The organism is Martinezella hainanensis (genome assembly GCF_900094555.1).
Classification (GTDB): domain Bacteria; phylum Pseudomonadota; class Alphaproteobacteria; order Rhizobiales; family Rhizobiaceae; genus Rhizobium; species Rhizobium hainanense.
This window is the reverse complement of record NZ_FMAC01000001.1, coordinates 209,387-229,676: the sequence shown is the minus strand read 5'-3', so window position 1 is coordinate 229,676 and position 20,290 is coordinate 209,387. Positions and strand designations below refer to the sequence as shown.

General features: G+C 60.0%; 22 protein-coding genes. 17 read left to right on the top strand and 5 right to left on the bottom strand.

Going from position 1 to position 20,290, the window contains the following annotated elements; translation table 11 throughout:
* Positions 1-60: 60 nt before the first annotated feature.
* Complete coding sequence (locus GA0061100_RS01110; RefSeq protein ID WP_075850782.1) at positions 61-846, bottom strand: TSUP family transporter; 786 nt, start codon at positions 844-846, stop codon at positions 61-63.
* Positions 847-993: 147 nt separating this feature from the next.
* Between GA0061100_RS01110 and GA0061100_RS01105 the strand changes: the two genes are divergently transcribed.
* The 14 genes from GA0061100_RS01105 (at position 994) to GA0061100_RS01040 (ending at position 14,246) form a co-directional block, all read left to right on the top strand.
* A complete protein-coding gene (locus tag GA0061100_RS01105; RefSeq protein ID WP_075850781.1) occupies positions 994-1,398 on the top strand; it encodes a cobalamin biosynthesis protein in 405 nt (134 codons plus the stop codon).
* 163 nt (positions 1,399-1,561) lie between these two features.
* Positions 1,562-2,521: a nucleoside hydrolase gene (locus tag GA0061100_RS01100; protein ID WP_075850780.1), complete on the top strand. Its 960-nt coding sequence runs from the start codon at positions 1,562-1,564 to the stop codon at positions 2,519-2,521.
* A gap of 285 nt (positions 2,522-2,806) precedes the next feature.
* A complete protein-coding gene (gene cobA / locus GA0061100_RS01095; RefSeq protein ID WP_075850779.1) occupies positions 2,807-3,655 on the top strand; it encodes a uroporphyrinogen-III C-methyltransferase in 849 nt (282 codons plus the stop codon).
* Positions 3,652-4,959 carry a cobyrinic acid a,c-diamide synthase CobB gene (locus tag GA0061100_RS01090; protein ID WP_075850778.1) on the top strand — a complete coding sequence of 436 codons (1,308 nt, stop codon included), beginning with the start codon at positions 3,652-3,654 and terminating at the stop codon, positions 4,957-4,959. The genes cobA and GA0061100_RS01090 overlap by 4 nt, the downstream gene beginning before the upstream one ends.
* On the top strand, positions 4,956-5,975 hold the full coding sequence (gene cobD, locus GA0061100_RS01085; protein ID WP_075850777.1) for a threonine-phosphate decarboxylase CobD: 1,020 nt from the start codon (positions 4,956-4,958) through the stop codon (positions 5,973-5,975). The genes GA0061100_RS01090 and cobD overlap by 4 nt, the downstream gene beginning before the upstream one ends.
* Before the next feature lie 90 nt (positions 5,976-6,065).
* Positions 6,066-7,046: an adenosylcobinamide-phosphate synthase CbiB gene (gene cbiB / locus GA0061100_RS01080; RefSeq protein WP_075850776.1), complete on the top strand. Its 981-nt coding sequence runs from the start codon at positions 6,066-6,068 to the stop codon at positions 7,044-7,046.
* A 117-nt stretch (positions 7,047-7,163) separates the two neighbouring features.
* Entirely contained in the window at positions 7,164-7,592 is a 429-nt protein-coding gene (locus tag GA0061100_RS01075; RefSeq protein ID WP_075850775.1) for a L,D-transpeptidase, read from the top strand.
* Between the two features lie 222 nt (positions 7,593-7,814).
* Positions 7,815-8,093 (top strand): acyl carrier protein, encoded by a 279-nt coding sequence (locus GA0061100_RS01070; RefSeq protein WP_069613139.1) that lies wholly within the window; start codon positions 7,815-7,817, stop codon positions 8,091-8,093.
* A 123-nt stretch (positions 8,094-8,216) separates the two neighbouring features.
* Positions 8,217-8,690 carry a 3-hydroxyacyl-ACP dehydratase FabZ family protein gene (locus GA0061100_RS01065; protein ID WP_075850774.1) on the top strand — a complete coding sequence of 158 codons (474 nt, stop codon included), beginning with the start codon at positions 8,217-8,219 and terminating at the stop codon, positions 8,688-8,690.
* Between the two features lie 43 nt (positions 8,691-8,733).
* The gene (locus GA0061100_RS01060) at positions 8,734-9,939 is read left to right on the top strand and encodes a beta-ketoacyl-ACP synthase (RefSeq protein ID WP_075850773.1); all 1,206 of its coding nucleotides are present in this window, start codon (positions 8,734-8,736) and stop codon (positions 9,937-9,939) included.
* A 10-nt stretch (positions 9,940-9,949) separates the two neighbouring features.
* Positions 9,950-11,230 (top strand): beta-ketoacyl-ACP synthase, encoded by a 1,281-nt coding sequence (locus GA0061100_RS01055; RefSeq protein ID WP_075850772.1) that lies wholly within the window; start codon positions 9,950-9,952, stop codon positions 11,228-11,230.
* 54 nt (positions 11,231-11,284) lie between these two features.
* Positions 11,285-12,313 carry a zinc-binding dehydrogenase gene (locus GA0061100_RS01050; protein WP_075850771.1) on the top strand — a complete coding sequence of 343 codons (1,029 nt, stop codon included), beginning with the start codon at positions 11,285-11,287 and terminating at the stop codon, positions 12,311-12,313.
* A gap of 5 nt (positions 12,314-12,318) precedes the next feature.
* A complete protein-coding gene (locus GA0061100_RS01045; protein WP_075851831.1) occupies positions 12,319-13,251 on the top strand; it encodes a lipid A biosynthesis lauroyl acyltransferase in 933 nt (310 codons plus the stop codon).
* A 272-nt stretch (positions 13,252-13,523) separates the two neighbouring features.
* Positions 13,524-14,246, top strand: coding sequence for a PAS domain-containing protein (locus GA0061100_RS01040; RefSeq protein WP_075850770.1), 723 nt, complete (start codon positions 13,524-13,526; stop codon positions 14,244-14,246).
* Positions 14,247-14,434: 188 nt separating this feature from the next.
* On the opposite strand, the gene GA0061100_RS01030 is transcribed toward GA0061100_RS01040, so the two are convergent.
* Both GA0061100_RS01030 and znuA read right to left on the bottom strand, forming a co-directional pair.
* The gene (locus GA0061100_RS01030) at positions 14,435-15,640 is read right to left on the bottom strand and encodes a GTP-binding protein (protein ID WP_075850768.1); all 1,206 of its coding nucleotides are present in this window, start codon (positions 15,638-15,640) and stop codon (positions 14,435-14,437) included.
* An 80-nt stretch (positions 15,641-15,720) separates the two neighbouring features.
* Positions 15,721-16,695, bottom strand: coding sequence for a zinc ABC transporter substrate-binding protein ZnuA (znuA, locus tag GA0061100_RS01025; protein WP_075850767.1), 975 nt, complete (start codon positions 16,693-16,695; stop codon positions 15,721-15,723).
* Between the two features lie 100 nt (positions 16,696-16,795).
* Here znuA and GA0061100_RS01020 point away from each other — a divergent pair, with 100 nt between their 5' ends.
* The 3 genes from GA0061100_RS01020 to GA0061100_RS01010 are packed head-to-tail and all read left to right on the top strand — an operon-like array spanning position 16,796 to position 18,898.
* Positions 16,796-17,683: an ATP-binding cassette domain-containing protein gene (locus GA0061100_RS01020; protein WP_075850766.1), complete on the top strand. Its 888-nt coding sequence runs from the start codon at positions 16,796-16,798 to the stop codon at positions 17,681-17,683.
* Positions 17,676-18,503, top strand: coding sequence for a zinc ABC transporter permease subunit ZnuB (gene znuB / locus GA0061100_RS01015; RefSeq protein ID WP_075850765.1), 828 nt, complete (start codon positions 17,676-17,678; stop codon positions 18,501-18,503). The genes GA0061100_RS01020 and znuB overlap by 8 nt, the downstream gene beginning before the upstream one ends.
* On the top strand, positions 18,500-18,898 hold the full coding sequence (locus GA0061100_RS01010) for a Fur family transcriptional regulator (protein ID WP_075850764.1): 399 nt from the start codon (positions 18,500-18,502) through the stop codon (positions 18,896-18,898). Before znuB ends, GA0061100_RS01010 begins: the two co-directional genes overlap by 4 nt.
* Before the next feature lie 51 nt (positions 18,899-18,949).
* Here GA0061100_RS01010 and GA0061100_RS01005 read toward each other — a convergent pair whose 3' ends face one another.
* Complete coding sequence (locus GA0061100_RS01005; RefSeq protein ID WP_075850763.1) at positions 18,950-19,480, bottom strand: gamma carbonic anhydrase family protein; 531 nt, start codon at positions 19,478-19,480, stop codon at positions 18,950-18,952.
* A gap of 16 nt (positions 19,481-19,496) precedes the next feature.
* Entirely contained in the window at positions 19,497-20,192 is a 696-nt protein-coding gene (locus tag GA0061100_RS01000) for a fumarylacetoacetate hydrolase family protein (protein WP_075850762.1), read from the bottom strand.
* Positions 20,193-20,290 lie beyond the last annotated feature (98 nt).

The window sequence follows — 20,290 nt, the reverse complement described above, 5'->3', positions numbered from 1 at the left end:
GATCATCGGCGCGTACCGAAGCACTATCAATTACGTCGGAGGTAATCAAAGGCGCGTTTCTTACAGCCCCAACCAAATCCTTACGGGATGGGTGGGGTCCGCCAGCAGCTTGACCGCAAAGGCGATGCAGACGACGACCAACAGCGGCTTGATCAGTTTCGCACCGATGCGCATGGCAAGCCGCGAGCCGACCTGGGCGCCGAGGAACTGGCCGAAGCCCATGACGATGCCGACTTTCCAAAGGATGGCGCCGGAGAAGATGAAGACGATCAGACCGCCGAGGTTCGAGCCGAAATTGAGCAGCTTCGTGTGCGCCGTCGCCTTCAGCAGGCCGAAGCCGGCGAGGGTGACGAAGGCGAGCATGAGGAACGAACCCGTGCCGGGGCCAAACGCGCCATCGTAGAAGCCGATCAGCGGAACAAGCGTCACGCCGAAGAGCCCAGCGCTCATGCGCCGATGCTTTTCGATATCACCGAGATTGGGTTTCAGGGCGAAGTAGAGCGCGATCGCGATCAGCAGGAAGGGCAGGACGATGCGCAGAACCTCGCTCGGCATGATCGTCGCCAGCAAAGCGCCGAGCATGCCGCCGATTACCGCCATCGCCGCCATCGGAAGCTGTTCGCGAAGCTGGACGTGTCCCTGCCTGGCATAAGCAATCGTGGCCGAGGCCGCGCCACAGATCGACTGCACCTTGTTCGTGCCGAGGGTCTGCAGCGGCGGAATGCCGGCCAAGAGCATGGCCGGCACGGTGACCAGCCCACCGCCGCCCGCGATGGAATCAACGAAACCGGCAAAGAATGCGGCGGCAAACAGCAGAAGCAGGAGCTGGAATGTGATGTCTGGCAAGGCGGAAACTCGAAGGCGGGAAATCAGCGGCCTTCTGGCACTTTGCCTGCCGCAAGGCAATTGCTATCAGGACACACCGGGCGAAATTGACGTGCCGAAAGGCGCCCGCTACAGCTGTCATATCGGCCGATGCCGTTGGGAGCGACTATGACGACCTATGCCAATTCCACCCGCCGGTATCTTCTGGGCCTTGGCTGCGAGCGTGGCACGGACTGGAACGACGTGCGGATGCTTGCGGAAAGGGCACTGCAGGAGGTCGGAATCGGGAGTGAGCAAGTTCTGGCCGTGGTATCGATCGACACGCGCATGGATGAGCCGGCCATTCTAGAGACCGCCACGCATTTTCGCCTGCCTGCCCGCTTCTTCAAGGCAGCGGCTCTGGAGCGGGAGACGCCACGGTTGATGAACCCGTCCGAGATCGTCTTCGCCCATGTCGGTTGCCACGGTGTCGCTGAGGCTGCGGCGCTGGCGGCCGCCGGCCCGGATTCGGAGCTCGTGCTTCCCAAGATCAAGTCCAGCTTTGCGACGGCCGCGATCGCCAGGATCGTCTGAGCAGCGAATTCGCTCCGCAAATCTCATCAATGCTCCATGGGACCATCGTGGTACCATTTCGCCGGCGGCGGTTCTCGTGTATGCCGATAGTTCAAGCGCGATCCGCGACGGGAGGGATTTTCCGAAAGATCAAGCTTATTCAGTATGTTGGTAAGGAAAAATCATGCATAAGGTCATTTATGATACGGATCCGGGCGTCGATGACGCCATGGCGCTTCTCTTTTTGCATCGTCACCCGGATATCGACCTTCTCGGCGTAACGACGGTTTTCGGCAACGCCTCTGTCGATACGACGACGCGCAACGCGCTGTTTCTGAAGCGCGAGTGGAATATTCCGTGCCCGGTCGCGCGCGGCGCCAGCGTCACTTTCGATCCTTCGCGGCAGGAACGGCCGTGGCCATCAGTCGTTCACGGCCATAACGGTCTCGGCGACATCGACGTGCCTGAGACGATCGACCTGCCGGCCGATCCGCGGCCAGCCTATCAGTTCATTATCGACACTGTCCGCGCCAATCCGGGTGAGGTGACCCTGGTTGCCGTCGGCCGCATGACCAATCTGGCTTTGGCGCTGAAGCACGACCCCGAAATCGCCTCGCTCGTGAAGGGCGTCGTGATCATGGGCGGCAATTTCTACGTACCAGGCAATGTCACCCCGGTCGCGGAAGCCAATATTCACGGTGATCCGGAAGCTGCCGATTTTATCATGACGGCGCCGTGGAAAGTGGTCGTGGTCGGTCTCGACGTTACGTCGGTGACGACGATGAGCCGCAGCTATCTGGCTGACATGGCAAAGGCGGGCGGGCCCTCCGTGCAGCTGCTCGCAGACCTCTCGCAGTCCTATATCGATTTCTACAAGCATGCGGTCGAAGACGGCATGATGGTTCATGACAGCTGCGCCTGCGTCTATGTCGTGGCGCCCGAGTTGTTCGACACGATCGAGGGATCGATCCGCGTCGTCTGCGGCGGCATTGCCGATGGCCAGACGATCATCAAGCAGGATGGCCGCCGCTTCCCGCCGGGCGATTGGGACAATCTTCCGAGCCAGAGCGCTTGCACCGGCATTCGCTCGCAGCAGGTTCTCGACCTGATCCGCAACGTGCTTCTGGGCAAGGTGAAGCACTGAGCCCCGTGAAGGGGGCGATAGTGCCCCCTTCACAATTCGCTGAAGGCCATTCTCCAGCTCTATCAGGAACCTATTTGAGTTTCCGGATATAGTGAGTCCGGAACGCCATGCGATCGATCGACTATTTTCCTTTCCTGTCGTCGTTGGAAAAGCCCATAGCGTGCTGTCGCTCATGCCGAGAGGATGTGTGACGTAATGTTTGCAGTGGGAGCTATGTCGAACCGAGATCGCCTTATCCCGTTCTCAACATTGCAATTTCGCCCATCCGGGCATAGGACACATGGGATGAACGATACCGCCTTTTCCAATCTGCCGGCCCTGGAGCCGGGGTCCGTCTGGCTTGTCGGCGCCGGGCCGGGCGATCCGGGGCTTTTGACCCTGCTGGCCGCCAAGGGATTGGCCGAGGCTGATATCATCGTGCATGATGCGCTCGTCAATGAAGATTGCCTGAAACTCGCGCGTCCGGGTGCCGTGCTGGAATATGCCGGCAAGCGCGGCGGCAAGCCGTCGGCCAAGCAACGGGATATCTCGCTGCGGCTGGTGGAGCTGGCGCGGGCCGGCAAGCGCGTCCTGCGCCTAAAGGGCGGTGATCCCTTTGTTTTCGGGCGCGGCGGCGAGGAAGCGCTGATGCTCGTCCAGCATGGGATTCCATTCCGCATCGTGCCCGGCATTACGGCCGGGATCGGCGGCCTTGCCTATGCCGGTATTCCCGTGACCCATCGCGACATCAACCATGCCGTCACCTTCCTGACCGGCCATGATTCGTCCGGCGTCGTGCCTGATGCGATCAATTGGGAGGCGATTGGCAGGGGCTCGCCCGTCATCGTCATGTATATGGCGATGAAGCACATCGCCCAGATCAGCGCCAATCTGATCGCTGCCGGCCGTTCGGCGGAAGAGCCCGTTGCCTTCGTCTGCAATGCGGCTACGCCCTCTCAACAGGTATTGGAAACGACGCTCGGGCGTGCGCTTCAAGATGTCGAAGCCTCCGGCCTCGAGCCGCCGGCCATCGTCGTCGTCGGCGAGGTTGTGAAATTGCGGCCGTCGCTCGATTGGCTTGGCGCGCTTTCCGGCCGTACGCTGGTGCCATCAGTCGAACGGCCGGGCGAAAGCGGACATAAGGTGCCGGCATGAGTGGCCTTCTGATCGCGGCACCCTCTTCAGGCTCCGGCAAGACCACATTTACGCTCGGTCTGCTGCGGGCACTGCGAAACAAGGGTGTTGCGGTCGCATCCGGCAAGGCGGGACCGGACTATATCGATCCTGCCTTTCATGCGGCAGCCGTGGGATCGCCCTGCCTCAACTTCGATCCCTGGGCCATGCGTGCCGAACTTATTTCCGCCAACTCGGCGCTTCATCGCGCCGGCGGGCGGATGCTCGTCATCGAGGGGATGATGGGCCTCTTCGACGGCGCTACCGATGGCACGGGCACGCCGGCCGATCTGGCAGCCTTGCTCGGCCTGTCCGTCGTACTTGTTGTCGATTGCTCGCGCATGTCGCAATCGGTTGCGGCCGTCGTCAGCGGTTTTGCCAATTTTCGCGCCGATATCCGCATCGCCGGTGTCGTGCTCAATCGCGTTGCCAGCGACAGGCATGAGAAAATGCTGCGTCAGGCACTGAATGCGGTGCGTATGCCCGTCGCCGCCGTCATCCGCAGTGACGTCAGCCTGGCATTGCCGGAGCGGCATCTTGGCCTGGTGCAGGCGGGAGAGCATGGGGCGCTCGAGCAATTTATCGAGGCGGCCGCCGAGGTCGTCTCGAAGACCTGTGATTTCGAACTGCTCTTGCGGGCGGCGCATCAGCATGTCGTCCGTCCCTCGGTTGCCAATATCGCGCGCCTGATGCCGTTCGGCCAACGCATTGCCGTAGCGCGGGATATCGCCTTCGCCTTCTGCTACGAGCATATGCTGCTCGGCTGGAAGCGGCGCGGCGCGGAAATATCCTTCTTTTCGCCGCTCGCCGACGAGGCTCCGTCGGCCGATGCCGATGCCGTCTATCTGCCGGGCGGTTATCCGGAATTGCACGCCGGAAAGCTTGCTGCCGCGCAGCATTTCCAGGATGGCGTGAAGGCGGCCGCCGCGCGCGGAGCGCGCATCTATGGCGAGTGCGGTGGGTACATGGTGCTCGGCGAGGGGCTTGTGGATGCGGCGGGTGTGCATCACGGGATGCTCGGTCTCTTGCCCGTCGTGACCAGCTACGAGAAGCGGCAGCGCCATCTTGGCTATCGGCGCGTGGTGCCGCTTGCCGGCTCCTTCTTCGAGAAGCCGATGACTGCGCATGAGTTTCACTATTCAACGATCGTATCGGAAGGCGAGGCGGACCGTCTGTTTGCGGTCAGCGATGCGCTCGATACCGATCTGGGTGAAGCCGGCCTGCAACGCGCCAATGTCGCCGGCTCCTACATGCATCTGATCGATCTTGCCGGTGACGCCGCATGACGAACAGGATCATCCATGGCGGCGGCATCACTGCGGCGGCGCGCCAATATGGCGGACGTCCGGAGGAATGGCTGGATCTGTCGACCGGCATCAACCCCAATCCGGTCTCCTTGCCTGATATTCCCATTGCGGCCTGGCATCGGCTTCCGGATCAGCATTTGCAGGAGCGGGCGCGTGAGGCGGCGAGGGGCTATTATCGCAGCGGCGATATCTCGCCATTGCCGGTTCCGGGCACGCAATCGGTCATTCAATTGCTTCCAAGGCTCGTAGCCGGCGGCCGGGTTGCGATCCTCTCGCCGACCTATGGCGAATATGCGCGTGCCTTCACACTGGCCGGCCTGCAGGTTCGCCAGGTTTCGACGATTGCGGAACTCACCTCCGACGACCGGCTGGTCGTTGCCGTCAACCCCAACAATCCCGATGGGCGGACTCTGTCAGTCGAGCAGTTGCGGGAGCTGCATGACGGGCAGCGCGAGCACGACGGCATTCTTCTGGTCGACGAGGCTTTCGGAGATGTCGAACCGGCGGCAAGCATGGCGCCTTTTGCCGCCGAGATGCCGAACCTCATCATCTTCCGCTCCTTCGGAAAATTTTTCGGCCTGGCCGGTCTGCGGCTGGGTTTCATGATTGCTGAAGCTTCGATCATAGCCCGTTTCGAGGACTGGCTCGGCCCCTGGGCGGTTTCCGGACCGGCCCTTTCGATTGCTGCTTCTCTGATGGAAAGCGACACGAGCGCCATTCGGAACCGCATCCTTCAACGGCATGCGGCGCTGGAAGGGGTTCTTCGTCGATCGAAGCTTCAGGTCGCCGGCGGCACCCGCCTGTTTGCACTGGTTGCAGACGACCGCGCCGAGGGCATATATACGCATCTCTGCCGTCATCATATTCTGGTCCGCAAGTTCGATTATGCGCGCAATTGGCTGCGTTTCGGACTGGCTCCGGATGAAGAGGCAGATCAACGACTCGCCGGGGCACTAGGGTCGGATGATTTTAGGTCTGTTCGACCTGAAATCTGAATCCGCTCTAGAATCAAAGAAGTAGAGCATGATGTTGTCCGAAAGCCGCTCAAACACTTTTCGGCATCATGCTCTAGAGGATTATTCGACATGACCGCCGACGAACATTTGCTCATTCTGGTCCTTGCATTGCTGCTCGACCGCATCGTCGGCGATCCCGACTGGCTTTGGCACCGCGTTCCGCACCCGGTCGTGCTGTTCGGCAAGGCGATTTCGTCCTTCGACCAACGGTTCAATGCCAAGCATCTGCCAGGCGTGCTTCGCCGCCGCAATGGGTTGATGTCGATCGTCGCACTGTTGATGGGAGCCGTGATCGCCGGCTGGGCCATTCATGGTTTTCTGGCCTTCTTCGGCTGGCTCGGCATCTTGGTCGAGGCGGGGCTTGTGGCGGTTTTCATGGCGCAGAAGAGCCTTGCCGATCATGTTGGCGAGGTGTCGCGGGCATTGCGTTCCGATGGCCTCGAGGGTGGGCGTCTTGCCGTTTCCCGCATCGTCGGCCGCGATCCCGAGACCTTGGACGAGCCGGGTATCTGCCGCGCCGCCATCGAAAGCCTGGCCGAGAACTTTTCCGATGGCGTTGTCGCTCCGGCGCTGTGGTACGGGGTTTTCGGGCTGCCGGGCCTGTTTTTCTACAAAATGCTTAACACTGCCGATTCGATGATCGGGCACAAATCCGAGACCTATGTCGATTTCGGCCGCGCTGCCGCGCGCCTCGACGACATCGCCAACTGGCCGGCCGCGCGCCTGTCCATCTTGCTGATCGCCGCCGGTGCTCTGATCAAGCGGGGGATCTCCGCGCTTGGAAATGCCATCCGCATCGCCGTCCGTGATGGCGGGCTGCATCGCTCGCCCAACTCCGGCAGGCCGGAAGCGGCTATGGCCGGTGCGCTCGACATCCAGCTCGCCGGCCCGCGAATCTATGGCGGCGAGCTGGTGCGCGAGCCGATGATCAACGGAGCCGGCCGCGATACGGCGACCGTCAGCGATATCGAAGCCGGCATTTCGATCTTCTATTGCGCATGCTCGATGCTGACACTTCTCGCTTTCCTGGGATTCCTGCTGCTGCTGTAAGTACCCCAAATTAAGCAATCGCTCACTATATGTATTAATTTGGTATAATTAGCATAGCGATAGACTCTCCCATCGTCTGAATTGCTTCGAGAGGAAGCAAACAGTCGGAGGGGCAAGATGAAGCGTATCGCGTTGGCAGTAACAGCATGCCTATGCATGCAATTCCACACCATTTCGGCCCATGCCGGAACTGTTGTTGCGGTGGTCGATCTTCGATCGCAAACAATGACCGTTTCAGAGGATGGAGCTCTGAAGTATCGCTGGCGAGTGTCGACGGCGCGCAGAGGGTATGTGACACCGACCGGCTCCTACACGGCCAAATGGTTGTCGAAGGATCATCGTTCGAAGAAATATGACGATGCGCCGATGCCTTACGCCGTGTTCTTCAATGGCGGCTATGCCGTTCACGGCACCTACGAGGTGAGACAACTCGGCAGGCCGGCGTCGCATGGCTGCGTGCGGCTTGATACCCGCAATGCTGCCACCTTCTTCGCGATGGCAGCGGATGCAGGGCTTCACAATACGCGCATCGTCATCAGCGAGTGATCTCTAGCGAAGGGATAACGCTTTGTCCTTGCGGTTCGGCCGCAATGCTGCCGCATCTGACGGTCATGTCGCCATAATTCCGCAATTGTGACGCGACCGTCATTTTGCTGTTTGCGCAACAGTGCGTCGCCAAATTGCCGTGGCTTCAGGTGGAAACCATTGGCTTTTGGAATGGATTTCCCTATGAGGGGGATTGAATTATTATTTCAAGAGGTATGGGCAGTGACTGCTACATTTGACAAAGTTGCCGACATCATCGCTGAAACCAGCGAAATCGACCGTGACACGATCACCCCGGATAGCCACACGATCGACGACCTTGGCATCGACAGCCTGGACTTCCTGGATATCGTTTTCGCGATCGACAAGGAATTCGGCATCAAGATCCCGCTCGAGCAGTGGACGCAGGAAGTCAACGAAGGCAAGGTCTCGACCGAAGAGTACTTCGTGCTGAAGAATCTCTGTGCCAAGATCGATGAGTTGCGCGCCGCCAAGGGCTGAGCGACATCCTTGCATTTTTTTGACGCCCAGCCGCCCTTGAATATGGCGGCCGGGCGGTTTCATTCTTAAATAGCGTATCCCGCCCGCAGCATCCTGGCTTGCCGGGTTGGATCGGAGGCGTTGATGCTGCTGGAATATTTCCAGATGATCGACAGGATCGAATCCGTCGATCTGTCCAAGGGCCAGTTGAAGGCTCGTTCCGTCGTTCCGGCGAAAAGCCCGGTCTTCGAGGGCCACTTCCCAGGGATGCCGCTCGTTCCCGGCGTTCTCCTTATCGAAACGATGGCGCAGGCCTCGGGCATGCTCGTGCTTGCGGCGACAAAATTCGCCTATATGCCGTTCCTGATGTCGGTCGACGGCGCCAAGATGCGGACCTTCGTGGAGCCGGAAGCCGAACTCGATATCGAGGCCGATCTGGAACACGAGGGTTCGGGCTTTGCAGTGACCAAGGCGCGCATCACCATCGCCGGAAAGAAGGTTTGCGATGCGCAGTTGAAGCTGCGCACCATGCCGTTTAATGAGGTGCCGCTCGGCGATATCGTGCGTAAGCGGGCAGGCGAGGTCGGGCTTCTCGACGCGATCGCCGCCAACGGTTGACGATGCCGGCTTGATCGGCGCCGCATTGGAAGAGGATTGATGAATGAGCAAGGCTCAGAATGATGTGGTCATCACGGGTATCGGCATTGTTACCTGCCAAGGCGTTGGCAAGGACGCGCATGTCGCGCTGCTGAAGGCGGACAAGGCGCCGCCGACCATCGTCGAAACCGAGAAATTCAAGCCCTATCCCGTGCATCCTCTGCCAGAGATCGACTGGTCGCAGCAGATCCCGAAGCGCGGCGATCAGCGCCAGATGGAAAACTGGCAGCGCATCGGCGTTTTCACTGCCGGGCTCGCGCTCGACGACGCAGGCTTCAAGGATGATCTGGAAGCCTGCGGTACCATGGACATGATCGTTGCGGCCGGCGGCGGCGAACGCGACACCAATGTCGACACACTGATCGTCAACGAAGGACTGAAGCGGAACGACCGCGAGCTGCTCTTGAACGAGAAGCTGACGACCGAACTGCGGCCGACGCTGTTCCTGGCGCAGCTTTCCAACCTGCTTGCAGGCAATATCTCCATCGTCCACAAGGTTACGGGCTCGTCCCGCACCTTCATGGGTGAGGAAGCCTCCGGCATTTCCGCTGTCGAGACCGCTTTTCATCGCATCAAGTCAGGCGAATCGAGCCATGCCCTGGTGGGCGGAGCATTTTCCGCCGAGCGCCTCGACATGATCCTGCTGATCGAATCGATCAACGCGCATGCGATCGGCGATTGGCATCCCATCTGGTCGCGCAAGCCGGAAGACGGCGGCGGCATGATCATGGGTTCTGTGAGCGCCTTCCTCGTTCTTGAATCGCGTGCCCACGCCGAAGGTCGCGGCGCGCATATCTACGCAACCATCGACGCGGTCGAGGGCGATCGCGGCAAGCGTGACGGGGGCAAGTTCGAAGCGCGGCTGGAGCGCATGCTCGCGCCTGCCAAGCAAGCGTCCGGCGATGCGACCATCATCTTTTCCGGCACGACGGCAATCCCCGATCTTGCTCAGCGCGAAAGGGCTGTGCTCGAAGCCCAGCTTCCGGGCTCGGCCATTCGTGCCTATTCCGGCGTTTCCGGCCACGGGCTGGAAAGCCAATTCCCGCTCGGGCTCGCCTTCGCGGCACTTGCTGTGGCCAATCAGGCCAAGGTGCCGCCTTTCGATGCCGCACATGAAAAGTCGATGCCGACGGGTGCCCGCAAGGCCGTAGTCACGACCGTCGGCCATGTGCGCGGTGAAGGCATCGCCGTACTATCAGCTGAAGCGTGAGGAACAGGATATGACCGCTTACAAGGATCATCTCGGACGTCCGATCGTTGCCGTCACCGGCATGGGGATCATCACGTCGCTGGGGCAGGGCCTGCAGGATAACTGGAATGCGCTGTCTTCGGGCACGTCGGGCATTCACGGCATCACACGCTTCCCGACGGACGGGCTTTCGACGCGTATTGCCGGCACAGTGGATTTCATCGATATTCCCGTTCCGAACGCTGTCGAGCGCTCCTACGCCTTCGCCCGCGAAACAACCATCGAAGCTTTGGCTCAGGCCGGCATTTCCGGCGATTTCGACGCGCCGCTCTTCCTGGCTGCGCCACCGATCGAACCCGAATGGAGCGCCCGCTTCGAGTTGGCCGACCGCTCTCCTCCGGCCGATCATGACGGCGATGCCTATGAGCGCTTCCTTGCCGCCATGCGCCAGCGCCCGGATCCCACTTTCCACGAAGCCGCTCTTTTCGGCGCCATTTCCGAGCGTCTCGCTGACCGGTTCGGCACGCGTGGCCTGCCGGTGACGCTGTCGACGGCCTGTGCATCGGGCGTGACCGCGATCCAGCTCGGCATCGAGGCGATCCGCCAGGGTCGGACGACACGGGCTCTGACGGTTGCGACCGACGGCTCGTTGAGCGCCGAAGCACTGATCCGCTTCTCACTGTTGTCGGCTCTGTCGACGCAGAACGATCCGCCGACCAAGGCTTCCAAGCCGTTCAGCAAGGACCGCGACGGTTTCGTCATTGCCGAAGGCGCGGCGACGCTGGTGCTGGAATCACTGGAGGCCGCTATCGCTCGTGGCGCCAAGATCCTCGGCATCATGAAGGGCGCCGGCGACAAGGCCGATTCCTTCCATCGCACCCGCTCTTCGCCCGATGGCGGTCCGGCGATCGCGACGATCCGTGCAGCGCTTGCCGATGCTGGCATGGCCGAGACCGATATCGGCTATATCAACGCTCACGGCACCTCGACGCCGGAGAACGACAAGATGGAATATGGCGCGATGTCCGCCGTCTTCGGCGAACGGCTTCCGACAATTCCGGTTTCGTCTAACAAGTCGATGATCGGCCATACGCTGACGGCTGCGGGTGCTGTGGAGGCGGTGTTCTCGCTGCAGACGATGCTGACCGGCACGCTGCCGCCGACCATCAACTACAACAATCCGGATCCGTCGATCATCCTCGACGTGGTGCCGAACAAGAAGCGTGAAAAGCAGGTGAATGCCGTTCTTTCGAACTCTTTCGGGTTCGGCGGGCAGAACGCCAGCCTTGTCATGGCGCTTGAACCGGCTTAAGCGGACTTCTGAAAAACAGGATACAACTGCGCCCGAGAGGCGAGGGACTTTGCTATGCGTGCTTTGCAACTGATCGACGACCGCAAACTTGAGATCACCGATCTGCCGGAGCCGGAGGCGCCAGGTGCCGGTGAGGTGACGCTGCGCGTCAAGGCCGTCGCTCTCAACCATATCGATGTCTGGGGCTGGCGCGGCATGGCATTTGCCAAGCGCAAGATGCCGCTGGTCATCGGCGCGGAGGCTGCGGGCGTGGTCGAGGCGATCGGGCCGGGTGTCGCCAATGTCCTACCGGGACAGCTCGTATCTATCTATGGCGCACAGACCTGCGGCCTTTGCCGCCATTGCCGCGAAGGTCGTGACAATCTCTGCGAACACGTCAGCGGCGTGCACGGCTTCCATCTCGATGGCTTTGCGCAGGAGAAGGTCAATCTTCCGGCTCGCCTGCTCGTTCCGGCCCCTCCCGGCGTCGATGCGATCGGTGCAGCTCTCGCTCCCGTCACCTTTGGCACGGTCGAGCACATGCTCTTCGACAATGCCAAGCTCGAGCCCGGCGAAACGATCCTCGTCCATGCCGGCGGCTCCGGCATCGGCACGGCTGCCATCCAGCTCGCCAAGAAGATCGGCTGCACTGTTATCACCACGGTCGGTTCCGACGACAAGATCGAGAAGGCGAAGGCATTGGGCGCCGATCACGTCATCAACTACCGCACCGACCGCTTCGAGGGCGTCGTGCGCAAGTTGACGAAGAAGAAGGGTGTCGACGTGGTCTTCGAGCATGTTGGCAAGGATACCTGGGCGGGCTCCATGCTCTGCATGAAGCGTGGCGGTCGTCTTGTCACTTGCGGCTCGACCTCGGGTGTCTCGACCGAGATCAATCTGATGATGCTGTTCCAGCAGCAGCTGAAGCTGCTCGGTTCCTTCGGTTGCCGTATGGAGAATATGGCCAATGCCATGCAGAAGATGGCACGCGGGCTCGTTCACCCGGTGATCGATACTGAAGTCGGCTTCAATGATATCGATCGGGCACTGGAGCGGATGGAATCGCGCCAGATATTCGGCAAGATCATCCTGAAGATGGATTGAGCCGCGTGAAGCTCTTCATCACCCGGATCGTCCTTGCGCTCAGAAATTTCCAGCAGTGGCTGGTGGCGCAGGTCATTTTCGGATTCCTGAATTTCCTGAAGCTGTTTCCGGCGGATGCGGGCATCAATTTCGCCGATTGGCTGACCCGCAAGATCGGCCCGCGCATGCGTCGGCATCAATTGATGCTGACCAATCTGCGAAACGCCTTTCCGGAAAAGAGCGAGGCGGAGATCGAGGAAATTGCGCGCGCAAGCTGGGGCAATATGGGCCGGCTAGCGGCGGAATACGTCTTTCTCGACCGGCTTTTCGACTTCGATCCCCATAGCGACAAACCGGGCCGCATCGAAGTTTCGGGCATTCCGATCTTCCTCGACCTCAGGGACAATCCGCGGCCCTTCATCGTCTTTACTGGCCACACCGGCAATTTCGAGCTGCTGCCGGTTGCAGGCGCCGCCTTCGGCCTGAAGGTGACGGTGCTCTTTCGCCCGCCGAACAATCCCTATGTCGCCCAGAAGGTTTTCGACTTTCGTGCCAAGCGCATGGGCAATCTCGTACCTTCCCATGCCGGCTCGTCCTTCAGCCTTGCACGCGAGCTCGAGGCGGGTCGCGGTGTCGGCGTGCTGGTGGACCAGAAATTTCGCAAGGGTTTGAAGACCTTGTTCTTCGGCCGCGATGTAAAGACGAACCCGCTGCTGCCGAAGCTCGTGCGTCAGTTCAATTGCGAGGTTTATCCGGCCCGCTGCGTCCGTCTGCCCGATAATCGCTACCGGCTGGAGATCGAGCCGAAGCTCGAAATGCCGCGCAATGAAGCCGGCGGTCTCGATCTGACTGCGACGGCGCAGATGCTGAACGACAAGGTGGAAAGCTGGGTGCGGGAAAACCCTGAACAGTGGCTCTGGTATCATGACCGCTGGAATATCAAGAAGAGCGTTTTCTAGGCATCCATTTCGGCGCGTTACCGACAGTTCTGCATGTATATTTGCATCCGGTCTTCATGCAGTCATTACGCCCAGTAAGCCTTGTATTTCAGAAAGTTCTCCTTTCCCGAGAACTTCCGCTCATCTGGATTGAAAGTGGGGGTAAGTCATGTTAATTCACAATACAGAAAGTTTGGTGAGAAAGCGGACACCAAGCTGAATATCCTTGGGCATGGCTACGCCGGGAAACGAGGCCCCTGCGTCCTGTTGTGCTTAGGGACAGGAGGGCAATTTTGCTGGCACTCTTTCATGCCTTCTCCACGAAATGTAATCAGATTCAGCGTGCGATAAAACTTGGCGACGATGAGCTTGTAGCGTCACTGGATCGCGAATTGGAGCCACTTATCGCAGCTATACTGGCCTACAAAGCCACGAGTCTGCTTGAAATTTACATGCAGCTCCAGTTCATGAACAATCTCATCCGAGAAGAATCGGATGATCGTTCGCGCGTCATGCGCAATTCTGCATCGCTTTCGGTGCTGATCGATCGCTATTTCGGCGGTGCAAGTGAGGCAGCAGGCGAAGTTCTTAGGGCGTTTTCAAGCGAGAAAATCGATCGGAACGACGCGTTCGGCTTTGAAGAAAGCAGCGTGCTGAACGATGTCATTCTGGACAGCCTGCCGGATCGTGTCGCTGTCGTGACGCGGGACTATCGCTACCTCTATAGTAACGCCGCCAATTCGGAGTTTCTGAAGTCGAAGCCGATGGAACTCGTGGGACGTCACATCTCTGAATTCGTCGGTGCGGAAGATTTCGAAAGCAGTCTGAAGGCGAAGCTCGATGCCTGCTTTACCGGGGAGAAGGTGGAGTGTCTTTATCCGTCCTATCGCCAGATCGAGCCCGGCAAGGTATTTCACTGCACCATGACGCCGCTGCGCGCCAAGGCGGAAGTGATCGGCGTCTTGCTCGTCATGCATGAGATCATCGCCGTTCCCGCAGGCATGCTGGTGGCCTGAACTTAGCGTTCAGGCCCCAAATAACAGTTTCCCAATCACGTCCGGTATCAGGCGAGGGTTGTCTTCGCCTGATTTTGTGATGTCTCGATCCGTTTCGACCGTGTCGGACCGCGATCTATCGTTCGCCTGGTCGTTGTCGCCGCTGCATTCGAAGCAATGGCAGCGAAATCTGATTACCTTCGGCTTCTTCATGCTGTCGGTCTGTTCCAACTGGCGAATGGATCGGGCAGGTTCCGCCAGCGCTCAGGTGTGAAGCCGTTTGCCTCGACCAGGCAGGCGTTCAGCTCCTCCGTGATTTGCTGCTCGCTCATCGGATCGGCACCGATGAACACGAGCTCCTGGCGGCGGTCCCCCCATATCGGATCGAGGTAGGGCGCCAGTGCCCGCTTGAAGCCCGGATCGCGCGGCCATTGATCTTGAGGAACGGCTGCCCACCAGAGGCCCATTTTGCTTGTGCGGACGAGCGCACCAGCCTGGCTCATTTCGCCGACATGATAGGGCCGCGTGGCAAGCCAGAAGAAGCCTTTGGCTCGCACGACACCTGGCCAGGAGCGATTGAGAAAGCTCTGGAATCGAAGAGGATCAAAGGGTTTTTTCGCGCGATAGACGAAGGAGCGAATGCCATATTCTTCCGTTTCGGGAATATGATCCTTGAAGCCGTACAGCTCCTTGTACCAGAGCGGATGGCTTTCGGCGCGATCGATGTCGAAGCGACCAGTGCCGAGAACCTCGGTTGGCTTCACCGCGCCGAAATCGGCTTCTATCAGGCGCGCATCGGGATTGAGGCCGACAATGATCTTGCGGGCGGCGTCTCGTTGTTCAGCCGTAGCCGAACCGACCTTGTTCAAAATGACGACATCGGCAAATTCGATCTGCTCGACCAGCAGATCAACGATGGTCCTGTTGTCGCCCTCGCCGGCGGTCTCGCCGCGGTCAGCAAGGAAATCCGTCGATCCATAATCGGCCAAAAGATTTGCTGCGTCGACAACTGTGACCATGGTGTCGAGCCGGGAAACATCGGAAAGGCTACGACCATCCTCATCGCGAAACTCGAAGGTGGTGGCGACGGGCAGAGGTTCGGCAATGCCTGTGGATTCAATCAGCAGGTAGTCGAAGCGATCCTGCTCGGCGAGTTGACGGACCTCCCTCAGGAGATCGTCGCGCAGCGTGCAACAGATGCAGCCATTGGTCATTTCGACGAGCTGTTCCTCCGTGCGAGAGAGATTGGCGCCGCCATCACGCACCAGTGCCGCATCGATATTCACTTCGCTCATATCGTTGACGATCACGGCAACGCGCAGGCCCTGGCGGTTGTTGAGGATATGATTGAGCAGCGTCGTCTTGCCGGCGCCGAGGAAACCCGAGAGGACGGTGACCGGGAGCTTCTTGTTCATGGTAACCTCATTGTAATGTAATATCATTACATTTGTTGTGATGAAAAAAGCGAGCGCGGGCTCGCTTCCTTCGGAAATGTTCAGCCTTGCGCTGAAAGGCAGGTTTTCAACGAGCTTGCAATGCCGCGCATCAGGTCGAAATAGAGATCGGGTCCTTGCGGCAGCGTTGCCGCTTCCGGATCGAGGACGCCCGATTTCGCGGAGGTCCCTTCCAGCACGACATTGACCAGTTTCGGCTCGAATTGCGGTTCGGCGAAAACGCAGGTGGCGCCGAGATCGGCGACCTTGCTGTGGATTTCGGCCACGCGCTGTGCGCCAGGAATCGTTTCAGGGCTGACGGTAATGGAGCCGGAGACGCGCACGCCATAGCGACGCTCGAAATACTGGTAAGCATCGTGGAAGACGATGAAGGGCTTGTCCTTTACCGGAGCAACCGTGGCGGCGATTTCCGTATCCAGGGCGTCGAGCTTGTCGTTCAGCGCTTTCTGGTTTGCTTCATAGGTGAGCGCATTGGCCGGATCGGCGGCGACCAGCGACGTGGTGATTTCGGCAACCATCGCCTTGGCATTGTGTGGATCGAGCCAGAGATGAGTGTCGAATTCGCCATGATCATGGTCGTGGCCATGCGCGTGATCGTCATTGCCTTCATGCTCGTCGCCGTCATCATGTGGTTCGAAGGCGCCGCCTTCGCGGAATTTGAGTTTCGTTATTCCCGGTGCGTCATCAAGCTCGACGACGGTGGCGTTGGCACCAAGAGAGGCGAGCGGCTTTTGCAGGAAGGCTTCCATGCCAGGCCCGACCCAGAAGACCAGCTGTGCCTCTTGCAGGCTTCGGGCATTCGACGGCTTGAACGCGTAAGTGTGCGGCGAGGCGGCGCCATCGACAATCAGATCCGGCGTACCGACCCCTTGCATGATCGCGGCGACCAGCGAATGGATCGGCTTGATGGAGACGACGACGCGCGGAGCATCGGCTGCGGTGGCAGCCGTACTCACAAGCAGACCTGAAAGGAGAAGGGAGGCGGCGAGGGGAAGGAAAGCTTTTGCTGCGTTCATGCGATAAATGCCCTTGAATGGGTCTGTTATGTTATTACATCAATTGCGTTATGCTATAACGTGTGCGATAGCATGGCGCAATAGTGCAATTGGAAATTTCATGCTTTCTTCCATCGACAGCAAGAGCCGGCCGCTCGTGTCGCTCCATGATGTCGGCGTCCGCCGCGGCGGCCGCTGGCTGGTGCGCGGTGTCGATTTTTCCGTGAACCGCGGTGAGATCGTCACCCTGATCGGCCCGAACGGCTCCGGCAAATCGACCAGCGCCAAGACGGCGATCGGCGTCATGAAACCGGACGAGGGGCGCGTCGAGCGGATAGCTGGCCTGAAGGTTGGCTACGTGCCGCAAAAGCTTGCCATCGATTGGACCTTGCCGCTCAGCGTTCAGCGTCTGATGACGTTGACGGGACCTTTGCCCGAACGCGAGCTGATCGGCGCTTTGGAATCGGTTGGCATTGCCCATCTCGCGAAAGCAGAGGTGCAGCACCTTTCAGGTGGAGAATTCCAGCGGGCGCTGCTTGCACGCGCCATTGCCCGCAAGCCTGACCTGCTCGTTCTCGATGAACCTGTACAGGGCGTGGATTTCAACGGCGAGATCGCGCTTTACGATCTCATCAAGTCGATCCGGAATACAGAGGGCTGCGGTATCCTGTTGATTTCGCATGATTTGCACGTTGTCATGGCGGCGACGGATACGGTGGTTTGCATGAACGGCCATGTCTGCTGCCGCGGCACGCCGCAAACTGTCAGCCAGAGCCCCGAATATGTGAAGCTGTTCGGCACGCGGGCGGCGCAGTCCCTGGCCATCTACAGCCACCATCACGACCATACGCATCTGCCTGACGGCCGCGTGCAGCACGAGGACGGCTCGATCACGGACCATTGCCACGCCGATGATGGCCACCACCATCATGAGCATGACGAACATCACCACGATCACGATGATCACCATCACGGCCATGACCATGCCGAGGGAGAGCGCCATGTTTGACGATTTCTTCCTGCGCGCGGTCGTTGCCGGCGTCGGGCTGGCACTGACAACCGGGCCGCTTGGCTGCTTCATCATCTGGCGGCGCATGGCCTATTTCGGCGATACGATCTCGCATTCGGCGCTGCTCGGTGTGGCGCTGTCGCTGTTGTTTCAGCTCAATCTGACGCTCTCGGTCTTTGCGGTCGCGGCGCTGGTCTCGATTCTACTGCTCTTCCTGCAGCGGCGGCAGGCGCTGTCGGCGGATGCGCTGCTCGGCATTCTCTCTCATGCCACGCTGGCGATTGGCCTCGTCATCGTCGCCTTCATGAGCTGGGTGCGGATCGATCTCATCGCCTTCCTCTTCGGCGACATTCTGGCTGTCAGCCAGTCCGACATAGCGGTGATATGGGGCGGCGGCATTCTCGTGCTGGCGGCGATTGCCTGGCTCTGGCGGCCGCTTTTGGCTTCGACGGTCAATCCGGAGCTTGCAGAGGCCGAGGGACTGCGGCCGGAGCGCGCAAGGCTGTTCTTCATGCTGCTGATGGCCGTCGTGATCGCGATCGCCATGAAGATCGTCGGCATTCTCCTTATCACCGCGCTGTTGATCATTCCCGCGGCCACCGCGCGCCGCTTTGCCGCGACACCGGAGACAATGGCGATTTTCGCGTCGTTGCTCGGCGCCATCGCTGTTGTTGGCGGGCTTTTCGGATCGCTGCGCTATGATACGCCGTCCGGACCTTCCATCGTCGTCGCGGCGCTCGTCCTGTTTATCATCAGTCTGCTGCCCCTCGTTCGCAGGGCCGGCACGCCAGCGGCGCAACAGAGAGGACAGTCATCATGACCACTCCGATGCTCACCAAGAACCAGTCCCTCGTTTTCGATGTCCTGACCAAGGCGGAAGCGCCGCTTAGCGCCTATACTATCCTGGACAAGCTGCGCGATCAGGGTTTTCGCGCGCCGCTGCAGGTCTATCGCGCGCTGGACAAGCTGCTGGAATATGGCGTGGTGCATCGGCTTGAGAGTATCAACTCCTTCGTCGCCTGCGCGCATCCGCATGAGGATTGCCACAGCCACGGTCTGGTCGCCTTCGCCATCTGCGAAAGCTGCGGCCAGGTGATCGAGTTCCACGATCACGAAGTGGATCACCGGTTGATGGACTGGCTGAAGTCGCAGAAGTTCAAGGCTGAGAAGTCGACCATCGAAATTCGCGGCCATTGTGCTAATTGCGCGGCTTGAACTCCGGGTGGAGGTCCATCGGACGCTTTGCCAGTTACTTGTAAGAATTTTCTAATCTAATCTCTTAAGATCGCGAGCGAAGCGCTGCCAATTGGCGACGTAATGCTGAGCGGAGCGGCGCAGACCCTCGATTGCCGTGTCGTCCAGCATCCGGATTGCTCTTGCCGGTGCGCCGACGATCAGGGAGCCATCCGGGAATTCCTTGCCTTCGGTGACGAGCGCATTGGCGCCGACCAGACAATTATTGCCGATCTTCGCGCCGTTCAGAATGGTTGCGCCCATGCCGATCAGGGAGTTGTTACCAATCGTGCAGCCATGGATGATCGCGTGATGCCCGATGGTGCAGCCTTCGCCTATCGTGACCGGGAAGGCCGGGTCGGTGTGGACCATCGTGCCCTCCTGGATATTCGTGGCCTTGCCTATTTTGATCAGCTCGTTGTCGCCGCGCAGGACCGAGCCGAACCAGATGCCGACATCCTCGCCGATCTCGACCTTGCCGATCACGCTTGCATCCGGTGCGATCCAGTACCGGTCCGGACCAGGCGTTTTCGGCGTCAGGCCGGCAAGGGCGTAGAGCGGCATGGTCGATCCTCCTCGATCAGACGACGTTCAGGACAAGATTGGCGACGCCGTCGACGGCGCAGCTGATCCGGTCACCGCGTGCAACGGGGCCGACGCCGGCCGGTGTGCCGGTCATGATGATATCACCCGGCGCGAGGGTGAAGAGCTTGGAGAGCTCGGCAATGACTTCCGGCACCTTCCAGATCATCTGCGAGAGATCGCCTCTTTGGGCAGCCTCGCCATTGCGCATCAGCCAGATGCCGCCCTTGTCGGGATGGCCGACGCGGGTGGCCGGTGCGAGTGCGGAGACGGGCGCCGAATGATCGAAGGCCTTGCCGATTTCCCAGGGGCGGCCGAGCTTCTTGGCCTCGCCCTGCAGGTCGCGGCGGGTGAAATCGATGCCAACGCCATAACCATAGACGCAATCCAGCGCCTGTTCGACCGGGATGTTCGTGCCGCCGCTGCGCAACGCCACGACAAGCTCCACCTCGTGATGCACGTCCGACGACAGAGCGGGATAGGGGAAATCGCTCGACACAAGCAAATTGTCCGGATTCTTCTGGAAGAAGAAAGGCGGCTCGCGGCTCGGGTCATGCCCCATCTCGATGGCATGGTCGGCATAGTTGCGGCCGACGCAGTAGACGCGACGCACGGGGAAAAGCTCGGTCTCACCCTCGATCGGCAGAAGGACGGGGGCGGGTGGCGGAATGACTGTGGTCAGTGGGGCGTTCATAGGGGCTTTCGAAACTCTCATCTTTTTCAGAGGGCTACTGCCGTCCGACTCCGTTCAGCAAGCTAGCATTATTGTTACAGCCACGAAAACTGGCGTTT